The organism is Pseudomonas putida W15Oct28, assembly GCF_000708715.2.
Classification (GTDB): domain Bacteria; phylum Pseudomonadota; class Gammaproteobacteria; order Pseudomonadales; family Pseudomonadaceae; genus Aquipseudomonas; species Aquipseudomonas putida_R.
The window spans coordinates 48,022-65,115 of record NZ_JENB01000025.1 but is presented as its reverse complement, the minus strand read 5'-3'; the positions used below and the strand labels follow the sequence as shown (position 1 = coordinate 65,115).

General features: G+C 63.8%; 17 protein-coding genes. 6 read left to right on the top strand and 11 right to left on the bottom strand.

All coding sequences use genetic code 11. The features are described 5' to 3' along the window. Window positions 1–74 precede the first annotated feature (74 nt). Window positions 75–674: a TetR/AcrR family transcriptional regulator gene (locus AK81_RS18070; RefSeq protein ID WP_043200965.1), complete on the top strand. Its 600-nt coding sequence runs from the start codon at window positions 75–77 to the stop codon at window positions 672–674. 130 nt (window positions 675–804) lie between these two features. On the opposite strand, the gene AK81_RS18065 is transcribed toward AK81_RS18070, so the two are convergent. Further along, window positions 805–1,710: an AraC family transcriptional regulator gene (locus AK81_RS18065; protein WP_043200963.1), complete on the bottom strand. Its 906-nt coding sequence runs from the start codon at window positions 1,708–1,710 to the stop codon at window positions 805–807. 181 nt (window positions 1,711–1,891) lie between these two features. Here AK81_RS18065 and calA point away from each other — a divergent pair, with 181 nt between their 5' ends. After that, entirely contained in the window at window positions 1,892–2,944 is a 1,053-nt protein-coding gene (gene calA, locus AK81_RS18060; RefSeq protein ID WP_043200961.1) for a vanillin reductase, read from the top strand. Between the two features lie 141 nt (window positions 2,945–3,085). On the opposite strand, the gene AK81_RS18055 is transcribed toward calA, so the two are convergent. Beyond that, the gene (locus AK81_RS18055; RefSeq protein WP_043200959.1) at window positions 3,086–4,402 is read right to left on the bottom strand and encodes a hypothetical protein; all 1,317 of its coding nucleotides are present in this window, start codon (window positions 4,400–4,402) and stop codon (window positions 3,086–3,088) included. A gap of 205 nt (window positions 4,403–4,607) precedes the next feature. Between AK81_RS18055 and AK81_RS18050 the strand changes: the two genes are divergently transcribed. Then, window positions 4,608–5,807 (top strand): sugar transporter, encoded by a 1,200-nt coding sequence (locus AK81_RS18050; protein WP_043200957.1) that lies wholly within the window; start codon window positions 4,608–4,610, stop codon window positions 5,805–5,807. Between the two features lie 169 nt (window positions 5,808–5,976). Here the strand turns inward: AK81_RS18050 and AK81_RS18045 are convergent, their stop codons facing one another. Genes AK81_RS18045 through AK81_RS18035 form a run of 3 tightly spaced genes read right to left on the bottom strand, consistent with a single transcriptional unit; the run spans window position 5,977 to window position 8,412 of the window. After that, entirely contained in the window at window positions 5,977–6,561 is a 585-nt protein-coding gene (locus AK81_RS18045; protein ID WP_043200956.1) for a LysE family translocator, read from the bottom strand. Between the two features lie 49 nt (window positions 6,562–6,610). After that, entirely contained in the window at window positions 6,611–7,441 is an 831-nt protein-coding gene (locus AK81_RS18040; RefSeq protein WP_043200955.1) for an AraC family transcriptional regulator, read from the bottom strand. A 47-nt stretch (window positions 7,442–7,488) separates the two neighbouring features. Next, window positions 7,489–8,412, bottom strand: coding sequence for a LysR family transcriptional regulator (locus AK81_RS18035; RefSeq protein ID WP_043200953.1), 924 nt, complete (start codon window positions 8,410–8,412; stop codon window positions 7,489–7,491). 104 nt (window positions 8,413–8,516) lie between these two features. On the opposite strand from AK81_RS18035, the gene AK81_RS18030 reads away from it, so the two are divergent. After that, a complete protein-coding gene (locus AK81_RS18030; protein ID WP_043200951.1) occupies window positions 8,517–9,170 on the top strand; it encodes an oxygen-insensitive NAD(P)H-dependent nitroreductase NfsB in 654 nt (217 codons plus the stop codon). A gap of 48 nt (window positions 9,171–9,218) precedes the next feature. On the opposite strand, the gene AK81_RS18025 is transcribed toward AK81_RS18030, so the two are convergent. The 6 genes from AK81_RS18025 to AK81_RS18000 all read right to left on the bottom strand — a co-directional run bounded on the left by AK81_RS18025 (window position 9,219) and on the right by AK81_RS18000 (window position 14,211). Then, window positions 9,219–10,154 (bottom strand): cyclase family protein, encoded by a 936-nt coding sequence (locus tag AK81_RS18025; protein ID WP_043200949.1) that lies wholly within the window; start codon window positions 10,152–10,154, stop codon window positions 9,219–9,221. A 98-nt stretch (window positions 10,155–10,252) separates the two neighbouring features. Continuing rightward, window positions 10,253–10,795, bottom strand: a complete 543-nt coding sequence (locus AK81_RS18020; RefSeq protein ID WP_043200947.1) for a WYL domain-containing protein — start codon at window positions 10,793–10,795, stop codon at window positions 10,253–10,255. A gap of 180 nt (window positions 10,796–10,975) precedes the next feature. Further along, window positions 10,976–11,383 (bottom strand): SRPBCC family protein, encoded by a 408-nt coding sequence (locus AK81_RS18015; protein ID WP_043200945.1) that lies wholly within the window; start codon window positions 11,381–11,383, stop codon window positions 10,976–10,978. Between the two features lie 21 nt (window positions 11,384–11,404). Then, entirely contained in the window at window positions 11,405–12,202 is a 798-nt protein-coding gene (locus AK81_RS18010) for an SDR family NAD(P)-dependent oxidoreductase (protein WP_043200943.1), read from the bottom strand. A gap of 116 nt (window positions 12,203–12,318) precedes the next feature. After that, on the bottom strand, window positions 12,319–13,233 hold the full coding sequence (locus AK81_RS28485) for an RHS repeat-associated core domain-containing protein (protein ID WP_081042097.1): 915 nt from the start codon (window positions 13,231–13,233) through the stop codon (window positions 12,319–12,321). 69 nt (window positions 13,234–13,302) lie between these two features. After that, complete coding sequence (locus tag AK81_RS18000) at window positions 13,303–14,211, bottom strand: LysR family transcriptional regulator (RefSeq protein WP_043200941.1); 909 nt, start codon at window positions 14,209–14,211, stop codon at window positions 13,303–13,305. Between the two features lie 290 nt (window positions 14,212–14,501). Between AK81_RS18000 and AK81_RS17995 the strand changes: the two genes are divergently transcribed. After that, window positions 14,502–15,806: an MFS transporter gene (locus tag AK81_RS17995; RefSeq protein WP_043200938.1), complete on the top strand. Its 1,305-nt coding sequence runs from the start codon at window positions 14,502–14,504 to the stop codon at window positions 15,804–15,806. A 30-nt stretch (window positions 15,807–15,836) separates the two neighbouring features. Further along, window positions 15,837–17,078, top strand: coding sequence for a Zn-dependent hydrolase (locus AK81_RS17990; RefSeq protein WP_043200936.1), 1,242 nt, complete (start codon window positions 15,837–15,839; stop codon window positions 17,076–17,078). The last annotated feature ends 16 nt before the right edge of the window (window positions 17,079–17,094 follow it).

The window sequence follows — 17,094 nt, the reverse complement described above, 5'->3', positions numbered from 1 at the left end:
AGGTGCAGGGTTGCCTTGAGCGCTATATACTCAAGGTAAGTTACGTTTAGTAAGTTACTTTTGGTAGGTAAGCGATGTCAAGCGATGATCAAGCCCGTGCACGCAAGCGCCTGAGCCGCGACGAACGACGCAGGCAGTTGCTGGATGTGGCCTGGCAACTGGTGCGGGAGGAGGGTACCGATGCCCTGAGCCTGGGCCGCCTGGCCGAGCAGGCAGGGGTGACCAAGCCGGTGGTCTACGACCATTTCGAGACCCGCAACGGGCTGCTGGTGGCGCTGTACCAGGAATACGATGCGCGTCAGTCGCAGATGCTGGCGCAGGCCCTGGATAGCTGTGAAGCCAGCCTGGTCAGCCGCGCCCGGGTGATTGCCGAGGCCTACGTGGACTGCGTGATGAGCCAGGGCCGGGAGATACCCGGGGTGTCGGCAGCGCTGGCCGGTTCGCCGGAAATGGAGGCGCTGAAGCGGGCGTACGAGCAGCCGTTCCTGGACAAGTGCCGCGAAGCCCTGGCCGGGTTTTCGCCCAGCGGCAATGTGGGGGTTGCCGGCATGCGCCTGCTGGTGGGGGCGGCGGATGCGCTGTCCCAGGCGGCTGCAGCAGGGGAACTGGAGGCCGGGCAGGCCAAGGCTGAATTGCAGGCGGCGATTGTGGCCATGGTCGAGCGGCAAGCATGAAGCGCATGCCACCACTGTGGGAGCGGGCGCGCCCGCGAACACCGGCATAGCCGGTGCCATTCACCGCGTCGTCTGCTTCGCGGGCGCGCCCGCTCCCACAGTGATCGTGCATGCTTGATAGACTGGCTTGCTACACCGGCAAGCTCTGATAGGGCAGTTCATCCCCCGGGCTGCGCTCGAACTGGCGTTTGTACTCGCGGCTGAACTGCGAGGTGCTCTGGTAACCCACCCGGTGCGCCGCCTGCGCCACGCCAAGGCCTTCGCCAATCAGCATCTGTTGCGCCTTGAGCAGCCGCAAGCGCTTGAGGTACTGCATCGGTGCCATGTCGGTGCAGCGCTTGAAGTGTTCATGGAAGGTCGAAACGCTCATGTTGGCCCGCGCGGCCAGTGCCTCCACGCTCAGCGGTTCGGCGTAGTGCTCGCGCAGGTGGGCGAGGGCGGCGCCGATGCGGGCGAAGTGCCCCTGTTGCTCCACCAGTGCCCGCAACACACCGGCCTGCGGGCCGCGCAGCGCGGTATACAGCACCTCGCGTACGCGCGCCGGGCCCAGCACCTTGGCGTCCAGCGGGTCCTGCAGGCACTGCAGCAGCCGTTCCACACTGTCGCGCATTGGCGCATCCAGTGCTGCCGAGGTCATCGATTGCGGTGTTTGTGCCTGCACTGCAGCGTCCGGCGCCAGGTCCATGCTCTGCACCAGCTCACCCAGCACGCCACGGTGGATGTCCACCGCCACGCCCAGTAATGGCGCGTCAGGCGTGGCGAAGGTTTCGCACATGAACGGCACCGACAACGCTTGCACCAGGTAATGCCCGGCGCCGTACTCCAGGGTGCGCGGCCCCAGGCGCGCCAGTTTGCTGCCCTGGGCCAGGATCATCAGGCTGGGTTCGTAGATCTGCGGGCTGCTGGCCACATAGTGGTCCCAGCTCAGCACCTGCACCTGGGGCAGGTGCGTGGGCACAAAGCCTGGGCGCGTGGCGAGGCTGCGGATCAGCGCGCAAAGCGGCGCATTGGCGTCGACGTGACGGGTCAGTTGCATGGTGAACCAAGGGCAGAGAATCAGACAGCTTGATCATCGCAGATTGAAGGCATGGCGCCAGGTGCAAGATGGCATCTTCGGAGAATCAGGCATGCATGCCGGAGAATCAGCCGTGGGCGTGACGCAGTTGGGCGCGCAGAATGCGCCGCCTGAATCGTTTCACTTTACTGCGAGGCCCTGTATGTATACCGCCATCGGTTACGCCGCCCAAACCCCGACCAGCCCGCTGGCCCCCATGACCTTCGAGCGCCGCAGCCCGCGCCCGGATGACGTCGCCATCGAGATCCTGTACTGCGGCGTGTGCCACTCCGACATCCACCAGGCGCGCAACGAGTGGGGCATTGCCGTGTACCCGCTGATGCCTGGCCACGAGATCATCGGCCGGGTCACGGCGGTGGGCGCCAAGGTCACCGGGCACAAGGTCGGTGACCTGGTGGGTGTCGGCTGCATGGTCGACTCGTGCCGCCACTGTGAAGCCTGCGCCAAGGACCTGGAGCAGTATTGCCTGGAAGGCCCGACCATGACCTACGCCACCCCGGACCGGGTCGATGGCAGCAACACCATGGGCGGTTACTCCAGCAGCATCGTGGTCAGCGAGCACTTCGTGCTGCGCATCCCGGCCGGCATGGACCTGCCCAGCGCCGCCCCTATCCTGTGCGCTGGCATTACCACCTATTCGCCGCTCAAGCACCACGGCGTGGGCCCGGGCCACAAGGTCGGCATTCTCGGCATGGGCGGCCTGGGCCACATGGGCATCAAGCTGGCCAAGGCCCTGGGTGCCGAAGTGACCCTGTTCACCCGCTCTCAGGCCAAGGCCGAGGAAGCCCGCCGCCAGGGTGCCGACCATGTGATCGTGTCCACCGATGCCGAGCAGATGCGCGCCGCTGCCGGCCGTTTCGATTTCCTGCTCGACACCATTCCGGTGCAGCACGACCTCAACCCGTACCTGGAAACACTCAAGTTCGATGGTGTGCACATCCTGGTCGGCCTGATCGAGCCGATTGATCCGCCAGTGCATGCGGCCAACCTGGTGATGAAGCGCCGGGTGCTGGCGGGGTCGTTGATCGGTGGCATCGCCGAGACCCAGGAAGTGCTGGATTTTTGCGCCGAGCACGACATCCGTTGCGATATCGAGATGCTGGATATCCGCAACATCAACCAGGCTTATGAGCGGATGATTGCCGGTGATGTGAAGTACCGGTTCGTGATCGACATGGCCACGCTTCAGGGCTGATTGATCGGTTGCCTGTACCGGCCTCTTCGCGGGCTTGCCCGCTCCCACAGGTACTGCACAGTTTTCAAGGTCTGTGGTGTACCTGTGGGAGCTGGCAAGCCCGCGAAGAGGCCGGTACAGGCAGCAAAAATGCTGGCTCTGCTACCAGACCATTGCCTTGTCCCACCCCCGCCAGAACAACCACCGCCGCACCTCGCCATGCGCCCCGGTGCCGATCTGCCACTCTGGCCGGCCGCTCTCCAGCGCAATCACCGACACCACACCGGCATGGCTCGCGGCCACCAGCGTGCGCCCGTCGGCGCTGATGTCCATCGCACTGATGGTGGACCCCAGGTAATGCTGCCAGTGTTCCTTGCCATCCTCGCCAAACGCCCGCAGGTAGCCATAGGCATCACCCACAATGTACTCGCCATCGCGCGCTACCCCGGCGTATACCCGCGCGCCATCCTGCAGCAGCGGGGTACGTGGGTCCTGGCTGTAGTAATCGGTCTCCAGCCCCGGCAAATCGGCGACGTTTACCCCCAGCGTGGCGCCGCTGTAGAAATGGCAGGCATTGAGGGCCAGGTGGTTACCCGTGCGGTTGAACAACGCAAAGTGCGGGTACTCGCTGCCAGGGCCAATGTCCGCCAGCGGCCTGAGTTGCTCGTCCAGTACCAGGTGCCGGCTGCCTTGCTCCCCCACCACGATCAAGCGGCCATCCACCGACACCGCGCCGTGCTCCATGCTCAGCCCCAGGCTGATGTCGTCCGGGTCGGTGCCTTCGGCCAACTCATCGAGCACGCGCGCCTGCTGTGGCAGCAGGCGAGTCGCACCCTGAGTGGTCAGCACGAAGATACCTTCGGCACTCACCAGCAGCACGCGCTGGCCATCCGGGAAGGGGATGAGCGCCGTCGGTGCGGGCGGCAGGTCGAACGGCTCGAACGGGTAACCTGGGGGCAACCCCTCCAACCCTGTTGGCCAGGCCAGGCGCTGCACCTGCGGGCCGCCCCAGCCATCGGTCACACGTACGCCTTCGGCATTGGCCAGGGCGAAATAGCGGCGGGCCGGGCAGCGGCCAAAGTGCTCGATGCCGATGACCGGGGTTACCCCATGGTGATCGATACGCGCCACCTGGCCCTTGTCGTAGGGCATGCCGATGCGTGCCAGCAGGCTGCCATCCTCCAGCAGCAGGACATTGCTGATGCCCTGGCCGTGGTCTTCGAGCAACGGCACCAGGGGGTGGTGCGCAGGTGGCCAGGCCTCGCGGAAGGCCCGGCGCTGCTGTTCGTCGGTGCCAGGGTGATTGGCTGCCTGCAGGGCTGCCAGCCAGGCGTCGAGCAGGTGCCCGGTGGCGGGCGCCTGCGGCTCTTCAAGATTGTCCCAGCCTTGTGCACGGCCCTGTGCGACGTAGTCGTTGACGGCCTGGGCATAGGCGATGACCGCCTGCTGCCACTGCTGCTGGGGGTGCTGCTTGTCCATGAGCGGATCGGGCTCCTTGTTGCACACGCGTTTCACACAAAGCGCGCATGGTACTCCTTCTGCCTGCCTTGCGGTTGTGAGGCCCCGGCTTGACGCGTACCATGCCGTGCATTCCTATCAATAACTGCGCGTACGTCGGCACCCCTGCAAGCGGGTGGCTGGCGTGCGAACGGTTGCCTTGTCTGCGGAGAAACGTTTCCCACCCATGAACGGACCCATACCCACCGACCTGCCGCCCACGGCGGGCAGCGGCAGCTGGCTGAGCGTCATCGCCCTGGCCCTGGCGGCCTTCATCTTCAACACCACCGAGTTCGTGCCGGTGGCGCTGCTCAGTGACATTGGCCGCAGCTTCGACATGAGCACCGCCCAGGTCGGGCTGATGCTGACCATCTATGCCTGGGTGGTAGCGCTGGCCTCGCTGCCGATGATGCTGCTGACCCGCAACATCGAACGGCGGCGCCTGCTGCTGTTCGTGTTCCTGGTGTTCATTGTCAGCCACTTGCTGTCGTGGCTGTCGCAGAGCTTTGCCATGTTGCTGGTCAGCCGTATCGGCATTGCCCTGTCGCATGCAGTGTTCTGGGCCATCACCGCCTCGCTGGCGGTGCGCGTGGCGCCACCTGGGCAGCAGGCCAAGGCGCTGGGCCTGCTGGCAACCGGCACCACCTTGGCCATGGTTTTGGGCATTCCGCTGGGCCGCGTGGTGGGCGAGGCGCTGGGCTGGCGCGTGACCTTCCTGAGCATTGCCGGGGTGGCGCTGGCCACCATGCTGTGCCTGATGAAGTCGCTGCCGCTGCTGCCCAGCCAGAACTCCGGCTCGTTGCGCAGCCTGCCGATCCTGTTCAAGCGCCCGGCGCTGGTGATTACCTACCTGCTGGTGACGCTGGTGATTACCGCGCAGTTCACCGCCTACAGCTACATCGAACCGTTTGCCCTGCACGTGGCGCAGATCGGCGGTGAGCGCACCACGCTGTTGCTGCTGCTGTTTGGCGGTGCCGGGGTATTCGGTTCGTTGCTGTTCAGTCGCTACAGCGACCGTTTCCCCCATGGCCTGCTGGTAGGCTCGATCGGCTTGCTCGCCGTGTGCCTGTTGCTGATGTTGCCGCTGTCGGGCAACTTCTATGCGTTTGCGGTGCTGAGCATGTTCTGGGGTGTGGCGATTCTCAGCTTCAGCCTGTCGCTGCAGTCCAAGACGTTGAAGCTGGCATCCGATGCCACCGATGTGGCCATGGCGCTGTTCTCGGGTATCTACAACATCGGGATTGGTGGCGGTGCGCTGCTGGGCAGTATCGTCAGCAGCCAGATGAACGTGGCCGATATCGGCCTGGTGGGCGGTAGCGTGGCGGTGGTCGGGCTGGTGCTGGCCGTTGCCAGCACCCGGCGCTTCCGCGAGGCGCTCACGCACTGACCCGAGCCCTTGTGGGAGCGGCCTTGCCGGGGCGCCGGACCGGTCGGAAAGGGCTGCGAAGCGGCCCCGGGATTTCAGCTTTGACGCATCAAGTGCTGGGGCCGCTCTGCGGCCCTTTCGCGACGCAAGGCCGCTCCCACATGTTCTGCGCAGGCCTGCGAGAGAGGGCTCAAGCCAGTACGGCAGCCCAGGCTGAAATCAACAGCACCCCCGCCAACACCTGGTTGAACAGCTGCAACCGCCGCGGTGCCTGCAACCACCGGGCGCTGCCTACCCCCAGCACTGCCCATGCCGCCATGCACGGCAAGGCGATCAGCAAGAACACCAGCGCCAACTGCCACACCGGCAACGACGGCGCGGCAAACACCCCGACCACCGCCACGGCCATCAACCACACCTTGGGGTTCACCACCTGCAACGCTGCGGCGCTGAAGGCACTGAACCCTTGCGCCGTGGCCGCCTGCAGCGGGGCGGCGGCACTGCGCAGCATCTTCCACGCCAGCCAGCTTAGCCATAACACCCCGGCCCAGCTCATTACCTGTTGGGCCAGAGGGTGACGCAGCAGCAGTTCACCCATCCCCAGACCGACCATCAACACGATGGCCGCCGCCGCACCACAGGCCGCCACGATGGGTGCCAGGCTCGCGCGCAAACCCACGCGCGCGCCATGGGCCAGGATCAACAGGTTGGTCGGCCCCGGGCTGATGCTGGACACCAGGGCGAACAGAATGAAGGGCAACAACGACTGCGACATGGTTCAGGGCTCCGGAAATCGAAGCACCATGCTCGCTGCCTGCAGGCGCTCAGTCTGGAAGGTTTGAGCAGCGCCTGCGATAGTCGGCCGGGGTCAGCCGATACGCCCGGCGAAACCACCGCCCCAGGTGGCTCTGGTCGGCGAAGCCCAAGGCCACGGCCACTTCGGCAGGCGTCTGGCCCTGGGCGAGCAGGCGCCGCGCCCGGGCCAGGCGCAGCTGGATCAGGTAGGCATGCGGGGCAATGCCGAACGCGGCCTTGAACGCACGGGTCAGGCGAAAGCGGTCGATGCCGCAGGCCTGGGCCAGGTCTTCCAGGCCGATGTCACGCTCCAGGTTGGCGTGCAGGTAATCGCGCGCGCGTTGTGCGGTCAGTGGCAGGCGCGGGTCGGGGTTGATGCGTCGGCGCCAGTGCATGTGGCGGGTCAGGCAGGCCAGCAGGTCGTCCATGGCCGTTTGCCGGACGATGCGCAAGTCCTGGTCGTGCACCGCCCGGAAGGCGAGGGCGGAGGCCCGCGCCAGGCGTTCGTCGTGGCACAGGGTATCGGCAAAGCTGGGCAGGCTGTCGCCCGGTGCGTGCTCGAACAGTGCCCGCAGCTGTTGGTCGAGCCAGGCGGGCTCCAGGTACAGCGTGGAATAGGTGAAACCTTCTTCGGTGGGCGCCAGGCCATCGTGGATGTCGCCTGGTTCGAGTAAAAATACTTGCCCCGGCGTGCTGCGGTGACGCACCCGGCGGCAGTTGAACTGCTGCACGCCCTGTTCGGTCACGCCGACCAGAAAGCTGTCGTGCCAGTGCGGGTCGTAGGCATGCCCGACAAAATGCGCACGGACCGACTCGATGCCGGTATCGGCGTCTTGCTTGAGGTCGATCCAGTTGCTCATGAACGTGTGCCGTGGGGTAAATGGCTACATTATCGCAACGCCACGGCTCAGTCTGGAACGATTGTGCAGCCGTTGGTCAGTGCCCGATTGCGCAGGGCCTCGAAGCGCTCGCGCAGCCACAGGTGCAATTGTGAAACCGCCGGTGTGAGCTGCTTGCGATGCGGGCAGACCAAGGTGACCGGGGTAGGTTCGCCGAGCAATTCGGGCAAGACGATTTCCAGTTCGCCGGCCGCAATGTTGGCGCTCACATCCAGCCACGACTTGTAGACGATGCCTTCGCCTTGAATGGCCAGGCGGCGGATGACGTCGGCATCGTCACTGACCAGCGGCCCGCGCACCTGCACGGTACGGTTGCCCAGCTGCCACTTGTCGTATACCCGGTTGTGCTGCATGTACAGCAGGCAGGCGTGTTGCTGCAGCGCGTCAGGGCTGAGCGGGCGGCCGTGGCGGGCCAGGTAGTCGGGCGAGGCCACCAGCACTCTGCGGTTCCAGTCGGCCAATGGCAGGGCGATGTAGTTGGCATCCTGGTTCAGGCCATAGCGGATGGCCACATCCACCGGGTCGCGGTTGAGGTCGGCAATCTGGTCGGACAGGAAGAAGCGCAGCTGCAATGCCGGGTGCTCGCGGCGGAAAGCGCTGAGCCAGGGCAGCAGCATGTTGCGGCCCATGTCGGAGGGTGCCGACACCTGCAGGGTGCCGCGCAGGGTATTGGGGTTGCCATGCAAGTCTTCATGGCCCTGGCGCAGGCTCTCCAGCACATTCAGTGCGGTGGGCAGGTAGCGCTCGCCCTCGGCGGTCAGGCGCAGGCTGCGGGTGGTGCGGGCGAACAGGCGTACATCCAGGTCGCGTTCCAGGCGCTTGATTGCCGCAGCCACCTGGCCCGGCAGCAGGCCGGCTTCATGGGCAGCGGCAGTAAAGCTGCCCAGCACGCTGCTGCGGGCAAACAGTTCGAGGTCGGCGATGCGCAGCATTTTCACTCCAGAGATGAAAGTGTTGCTGCATTGTGCCGGTTTTTCTTTTCTGCGGGAAAGATAAGATACGCGACAAATCCACTGTTCATTCCCGGAGTTGTTGCATGGATACCGTCTCGCTGGCCAAGCGCCGCTACACCACCAAAGCCTACGATGCATCGCGCCGTATTCCCCAGGCCACTGTCGATGCCCTGCTTGAACAACTGCGCCACAGCCCGTCCTCAGTCAACTCCCAGCCTTGGCATTTCATCGTCGCCGATACGGCCGAAGGCAAGGCCCGTCTGGCCAAGAGCACCACTGAGGGGTATGCCTACAACACGCCGAAGCTGCTCGATGCCTCGCACGTGATCGTGTTCTGCACCCGCACCGAAATGACCGAAGCGCACCTGAACAGCGTGCTTGATCAAGAGGCTGCCGATGGCCGTTTCCGTGACGAACAGGCACGTGCCGGGCAAAACCAGAGCCGCCGTCACTACGTCAATATTCACCGCCACGACCAGAAGGACGTGCAGCACTGGATGGAAAAGCAGACCTATCTGGCCTTGGGCACGGCGTTGCTGGGGGCTGCGGCACATGGCCTGGATGCAACGCCGATCGAGGGCTTTGACAGCAAGATCCTCGATGCCGAGCTGGGCTTGCGTGAGCGTGGCTTTACCAGCGTGGTGATCCTCAGCCTGGGTTATCGCAGCGAGGCGGATTTCAACGCCGGGCTGAACAAGTCACGGTTGCCGGCTTCGCAGGTGTTCACCTTCCTGTAAGGTTGCCGGGGCCGCAGGCGGCCCCACCTTCGAAAGCCAGCCCGGTGATCAGTGAATGGCCACCGGGTTGATGTTCACCTGGGTCGAGCCCTTGTACAGCGGCTGGCCCAGCACGAACAGGAACTCGAACGCCTTGTCTTGCACCAGTGCACGCGTGTCGATCAGTTCCAGGTTGTAGATACCCCGTTTGGCCAGCATGAACTGGTTGACCGGGAACTCTTCGCCGGTCGGGTTCGGGTACACCTCGGAGGCCCAGGTATCGCCACCAAAGGCGACGATGCCCTGGTCCGCCAGCCATTCGGCCGCCGGCAAATCGATGCCCGGCTCGGTGGCAAGGAATTGCTGGTTGTCCTTGCCGATCAGCTCCAGCCAACCGGTGTTGAACAGCACCACATCACCCTTGCGCAGGGTAATGCCTTGTTTCTTCAGTACCGCCTTGATGTCAGCGACGGTAAACGCAGTGCCGCCCGGTACGATGGCCTTGCCGTAGTAGGCCGTCATGTCCAGCACCACACCACGGGTGACCATCGGCGGTACCTTCTCCACGCCCAGCTTGTTCACGCCTTCGACGGTGACGAAGTCGGCAGCCTTGTTGCCGTTGTAGTAGACGTTGTCGATGCCGATATGGCCGATGCCGTTGAGCTGGGTACCGACGCCGGTCCAGCCGTTGACCAGTTCATCGTTGAAGCTGAACTTGTTGGGGCCCAGGGTCTGGCCGGCCTGTTCGCCGGGCTGGATGTTGTACAAGTGGAAGCTGCGGTGGCGGAATGCTGGCAAGTCCTTGCTCACGGGTACCGCCAGTGGATAGGTCTTGCCGGTCTTGACCAGGCCGACAGCCTGCTTGACCACGTCCGGGGTGAGCAGGTTGGCGGCGCCGATTTCATCCTGCTTGCCGTAGGGCGAGGTCTGCCAGTCGGCGGCCAGGGTGGCCTGGGCAGTGGTCGCAAGGGCGACGGCCAGCAGCAGGGGCTTGAATCGTGTCATCGGTTACTCCTGAAAGTGATGCGTTGTCAGGAGTGAATTCTGCGCAGGGGCGGCAAGGGGAAAAAGCGGCCCGCGGGACAATGACTTTTGCCTGCCGGTCAACAACTACCCTCGTGCAGCGCCAGGCTCTGGCGAAGTTGTTCGAGCATGGCCACGCGCAGTGCCTGCGGGGCGTGGATGCGGATCGAACCCGCTTGGGACAGCAGCCAGCCCATCAGCGCACGGTTGTCGTCAACGGTAGCCACCAGCACGGCGCCGCCGCTCGCTTGCGGCGTCAGTTGCATGTCTGCTGACAGGGGTGATTGCTCCAGGCGCAGGGCCAACGCGTCATCAACCCAGGCATGCAGTTCAACTTGGGCCGGGGGCGTAAGCACGTCGGGTTGCAGCTGCTGCGCTTCGCCCAGGCTCAGGCCCGGTTGCCAGTACCAACCGTACGGCATGCCTTTGCTGTTGCACTGCAGCGGGAACAGCGCGGCGAGCTCGACCAGGTCGCGCTCGACGGTGCGTTTGCTGGTGGTATGGCCCACGGTCGTCAGGGCGGCCTGCAACTGGGTGGAGCTCATGCCGGGGTGGCGGCCGGGCAGCAACTTGAGCAGCTGCCACTGGCGGGCGATGGTGTGGCGGGTAGGGTGGCTGGGCAAAGGGCTCGTCCTTGAAGGCAGGCGTCAAACCTGCCTGAGTAATGGCTTTTGGCTATTGCCCAGCATACCTTGTCATGGAATGGGATCCAAGTTGTCGCTGATGCGCTTCAGCCGAGTGTGCTGGAGGTGTGTATCACCAGGCTGGCGGGGAAAAATGGGCTGCTGTGCAGCCCCATTCACTCAGCCCAGGGTTTGCGCCAAAGCCTCCAGCCCACCCGCATAGATGCCCTTGAACAGGGCCTCAGCCTCGGCATCGCTGACGCCCAACGGGGTGAATTCGCCAAACCATTCCACCAGGCTGCCCTGGCCGTCGGCTTTGACCCGCAGGGTTGCCAGGTAGCTGTTTACCGGGAACGGGCTGCTCAGGATCGCGTAGCTGTAGCTGCGCTGTTTGTCGTCAAAGGCTACCAGGCGCTCGACGATGCTATTGCCGTCCGGGTCTTTCAGCGAGCGCACGCGGCCACCTTCGCTGGAAATGCTCTCGGCAATGAACGGCAGCCAGTCGGGCAGGCTGTCGAAACCGCCGATCAATGCCCAGACATGTTCAGGGCTGTGTCGGGTTTGCAGGGACGCATAGGCAGATGCCATGAAGTAATTCTCCAGTTGAATTCAGATAGCGAGGCTGTCGACCACACCGCCGTCGACCCGCAGGGCCGCGCCGGTAGTGGCGGAGGAGTAAGGGGAGGCGAGGTACACCGCCAGGTGGGCAACCTCATCGACATCGGCGACGCGCTGGATGATCGAGCTTGGCCGCGCGGTACGTACGAAATTGTCAGCCTCTTCACGAATGCTGCGCCCGGAGGCCTGGGCTGCATCGGCCACCATCGCGGTCACGCCATCGGTCAGGGTCGGGCCCGGCAGCACCGCGTTCACGGTAACCCCGGTACCGGCCAGGCGCTTGGCCAGGCCATGGGAAACGGCCAGGTTGGCGGCCTTTGTCACGCCGTAGTTGATCATGTCTGCAGGGATGGCGATACCCGACTCCGAGGAAATGAACAGTATCCGCCCCCAGCCTTTCTCGACCATGCCCGGGGCATAGTGGCGCGCCAGGCGCACACCGCTGAGCACATTGGTGTCATAGAAGCGCGCCCACTCGCTGTCGTCTACATCGAAGAAGTCGACGTCGTCGTAGATGCCCAGGTTGTTGACCAGGATGTCGGCCCGTGGGTGGGCGGCGAACAGGGTTTCGGCACCGGCGGCGATACCCAGGTCGGCGACCACGCCGTGTACCTGGCCCTGGCCGCCTTGCTTGCGCACGTCGGCCAGGGCGGCGTCCAGCGACTTCTGGCTGCGGCCGGCAATGACCACGTCGGCATTGGCGCGGGCCAGGCCACGGGCGATGGCCAGACCAATACCGCCGGTCGAGCCGCTGATGATGGCGGTGCGCCCGCCGAGGTCGATGTTCATGGGATGGCTCCTGTGGGTGAGTTGCAGTGGTGCAGCCATCCTAGTGAAGCACGCTCAGTCAGTGAAAGACTGAGTTCGACGGAGTCTAGACCTGTTATGAATTATCGGTGAGTTGCCTATGCGTCACTGCGAATGCTTGAGTTTGTTTCAATCATAGGTCGAACAGTAACGGGCGCGTAGTTGAAGTCGGGGTTCTTGTATATGTTGTCCTTCAGGATTTTTATTTCGGTGTATTGCTTGTCTTGTTTTGGCTTTGGGATAGTGCTGACGGTGCCAATGTATGCGTTTACCGTCTTCTGCGTTTTGTTTGAGAGCCGTTGAGCCAGGGATGGCTTCCCGTCTGGGGTCGGGTTGCCAAAGTTGCAAGAGATGACATGTATGTTGTCGTAGCTTTCAAATTTTATTGTTTGAGCACGAAGATGATCGTGAAGCCCATCCACGCCCAGTTTGGCTAGCTCGGTTCCGTGCGCATAGATGTTGAGCGTCTTGGTTTTCGCTAAGCCCTTTGTTGACGAAAAAACGCCAAGGTTCGGTTCTCTCAGTAATACCTTGCCCTTTACGTGACCTGTCGGGTCGTTGGCATTCACAGGGTCTCCCGAGAGGTAGCTATAAGCATTGATACCCCCTGCACCTAAGGGGCTCAATGAGTCAGGGCTTGCAAATCGCATCAGTGTTGGGGTGTAACTTCGATATCCGTTGCCCAGTAAATAGCATGTGGTAACGGGGTCAAGATATTCGCCTTTGAAACCGGCCAGCAGGCCGGTAGCCGCTTTAGCATGACCCCACGGGCTGAACGCTGTAGGCGCCAAACCTTGAGTAGACAACAGGCCAATAGCTGAACCTTTTACATCACGCGCAAGCAGGCAGCTTAGGGAATTGCCTGATTGTTTGCGGGTAAAGAACAGTGCGCGTTCATGTGCGCGTGAAATCGATGCTGAGTGATTGTCGTGCAGCAGGGTGGTCAGTGCATTGTTGTTATATGAAAATAGCATTTTAATCACTCCATGCCGTTGTGATCGTGGGTTGAGCATGGATTTGTTTACTTGAATTTCCTCTTGAGCGCTACTGATAGAAATGCCAGGCGGCAGCAAGCCCCGCCGTTATTCCAGGCTCTGGTGCAGCGATTCGATGAACACCTCTTCCGCCCGGCTGAACCGCTGTTCCCTGTTCCACAACAGGTGAATATCCACATCGGCAATCCCTTCCTGCGGCGGCAGCTTCCACAGCAACCCCGCTTCGACATCTGGCGCCACCACATGCTCGGGCAGGCAGCCGATGCCGAACCCGGCGATCACCAGCCGGCGTACTTCCTCAAGGCTTGGCGATGACGCCACGATCCGCCCGGCGAACCCTTGTTGGTCTCGGAAAATGGTCAGCGGCGACAACATGCCGCCAATCTGGTCGCTGGTGAAACTGACGAAATTCTCCCGTTGCAAGTCGCCTTCGGCCTGGCCGAACAGGGCATGGTGCTTGCCACAGAAAAACGCATAGCGCTGGCGCAGGAACAGCCGCTGCTCCAGCCGTGGCTGTGGACGCCGGTTCAGGCTAAGGCCCGCCGTGGCGGTTTTTTCCTGCAGGGCGGCGACGATGTCGGAGCTGCGCATCACGTCGATTTCCAGCTCCACCCGTGGGTGCTGGCGGTGGAAGACGGCAAGGAAGTCGTCGAAGCGTTCGCTGACGATGCGGCTGATCATCAGCAGTCGCACCTTGCCCACCACTTCGTCTGCCGGTTGCTCCAGCAAGCCGCCGATCTGCGACATTTGCCCATACACCTCGCCGGCCAGCAGGAACAGCTGCTCGCCCATATCTGTCAGCACGAAGCGCGGCCCGCGGCGGGCGATGAGCTGGCGGCCGAGCTGCTCTTCAAGGCGCTTGAGCGCCTGGCTTACCGCCGGTTGGGTGAGGTGCAGGCGGGCGGCGGCGCGGCTGATGGACAACTCCTGGCCGATGACCCGGAAGGTGCGCAGCAGGTTCCAGTCGAGGCGGTCGTTGAGCAGTCGGTCAGACATGGCGGGGCTCGATGATAAGCGTGGTTAATAGTTCGAATAATAAATAGAAAATTGACTAATCATAGCCCTGGGCCGATAAATCGCAGGCATTGAAGCCGGTTGAATCGGTGTTGGCTGCTTCGCGGGCTTGCCCGCTCCCACAGGGATCGCACAGGTTTTGCAGGCAGTGCAGTACCTGTGGGAGCGGGCAAGCCCGCGAAGCAGCCAACACCGATTCAACGGGCCAAGCGCCACAAGAGCGCCACCGTGACCCAGCAACTCCTGCCAGAACAACAAGCAAAGGAGCCCTCATGAAGCCTACCGCTTCCCCCCAGCCGCGCCGTGCCGCCGCCGCCGCGTTCATCGGCACCATGATCGAGTGGTACGACTTTTACATCTACGCCACCGCCGCCGCCCTGGTGTTTGGTGCCTTGTTCTTCCCCTCCGACGACAGCCTGTTCAGCACCATGGCCGCGTTCGGCACCTTCGCCGTGGGCTTCTTCGCCCGGCCGCTGGGTGGCATCGTCTTCGGCCACGTGGGCGACCGTATCGGCCGCAAGAAGTCGCTGGTCATCACCCTGCTGATGATGGGCATCGTCACCGTGTGCATCGGCCTGCTGCCGACATACGCACAAATCGGCGCTACTGCGCCGGTGCTGCTGATACTGCTGCGCATCGTCCAGGGTATTGCCGTGGGCGGCGAGTGGGGCGGGGCGGTATTGATGGCCGGCGAGCATGCGCCCAAGGGCCGGCGTAACTTCTTCGCCTCGTTCGCCCAGCTGGGCAGCCCGGCTGGCCTCATTCTGTCGCTGCTGGCCTTCGGCGCGATCACCCGCCTGCCTGAAGAGGAACTGATGAGCTGGGGCTGGCGCGTGCCGTTCCTGGCCAGCGCACTGTTGTTGCTGGTGGGCCTGGCGATTCGCCTGGGGGTGAATGAGTCGCCCGAGTTCATCGCCAGCCGCGAGCAGGCGGCAAAGGCCCATCGCAAGGAGCAGGCACCAGTCTTCGAAGTGCTGCGCACCGCCTGGCGCCCGCTGTTGCTGTGCATCGGCGCCAACACCCTGGGCATCGCCGGGGTCTATTTCACCAACACCTTCATGATCAGCTACACCACCCAGCAGTTGCACCTGGAGCGCTCGTTGATCCTTGAGTGCCTGTTCTTCGTGGCGGTCATCCAGTTCTGCGTGCAGCCGCTGGCGGCCTGGCTTTCGGAGAAGGTCGGTGCTACGCGCTTCCTGGCGCTGGTCGCACTCCTGGCGATGGCTTCACCCTACCCGATGTTCGTGCTGGTCAGCTCGGGCCAGGGCCCGTTGATCGTGCTTGGCATCGCCCTGGCCGCCGCCTGCATGGCCTCGTTCTACGCGGTGATTGCCGGCTACGTCAGCGGCATGTTCGAAACCCGCGTGCGCTACACCGCCATTTCGCTGGCCTATCAGATCTGCGGCGCCATCGCCGGCGGCCTGACCCCGCTGATTGGCACCTGGCTGGCCCATACCTTCAGCGGCCAATGGTGGCCGATGGCAGCCTTCTACACCCTGATCGCCACCATTTCGCTGGTCTGCGTGCTTGCCTTGGCGCGCCAGTACGCCCGTAGCCAGCGCCTGGAACTGGCCTGATCGAACCCCTTTAGTCTGGAGTACCCGCATATGTTGAAAAGCAATGGCGAACGCCTGTGGGCGAGCCTGATGGCCATGGCCGAAGTCGGCGCCACCGCCCGCGGCGGCAGTTGCCGCCTGGCCCTCAGCGACGAGGACAAAGCCGGCCGAGAACTGTTCAGCCACTGGTGCCGCGAAGCGGGCCTGAGCCTGTCGGTGGATGCTATCGGCAACCTGTTCGCCCGCCGTGCCGGCAGTGACCCGGATGCCGCCCCGGTCATGATGGGCAGCCACCTCGATACCCAACCCGAAGGGGGGCGTTTCGATGGCGTCTACGGCGTGCTGGCCGGCCTGGAGGTGGTGCGCCGCCTCAACGACCTGAACATCCAGACCCGCAAGCCGCTGGAAATCGCCGTCTGGACCAACGAGGAGGGCGCGCGCTTCACCCCGGCCATGTTCGGCTCGGCGGTGTTCACCGGCAGCCTCGCACTGGCCGAGGCGCTGGCCATTCGCGATGCCGATGGCATCAGCGTCGCCGACGAACTGCAACGCACCGGGTACGCCGGCCAGCGCCCGCTGGGTGGCGAGGTGGATGCCTATTTCGAGGCGCATATCGAGCAAGGCCCGATCCTTGAAGACAACGCCAAGGCCATTGGTGTGGTCAGTGGCGGCCAGGCCATCCGCTGGCTGGACGTGACGGTCGAAGGCATGGCGGCGCACGCCGGCACCACGCCGATGCCGCTGCGCAAGGATGCGCTGTACGGCACGGCGCGGATGATCCAGGCAGTTGAGCAACTGGCAGCCGACTTTGCCCCCGAAGGGTTGACCACCGTGGGTGAGCTGTCCATTGCCAAGTCCTCGCGCAACACCATTCCCGGCCTGCTGCAGTTCACGGTCGACCTGCGCCACCACCGCGACGAGGCCATCGAAGCCATGGAGCGCGACCTGACCCTGAAGCTGCAAGCCATCGCCAGCCAGCGCGGCCTGCAGGTGCGTATCGAGCGCCACTGGGTCAGCCCGGCTACCCCGTTCGACGCTGACTGCGTGGCGGCCGTGCAGCAAGCGGTGGATGGCCTTGGGTATGCGCAGCAATCGATTGTCAGCGGCGCGGGTCATGATGCCATCCTGTTGGCGCGTTACTGCCCGACGGCGATGGTGTTTATCCCCTGCGTTGGTGGATTGAGCCACAACGAGGCGGAAGATGTGCTGCCCGAAGACGCCCGTCAGGGGGCTGATGTACTGCTGAATGCCGTACTCGCCCGGGCGGGCCGTGTCGAGCAAGGGGAAGGCTGACGGCAAGCTTGCCTTG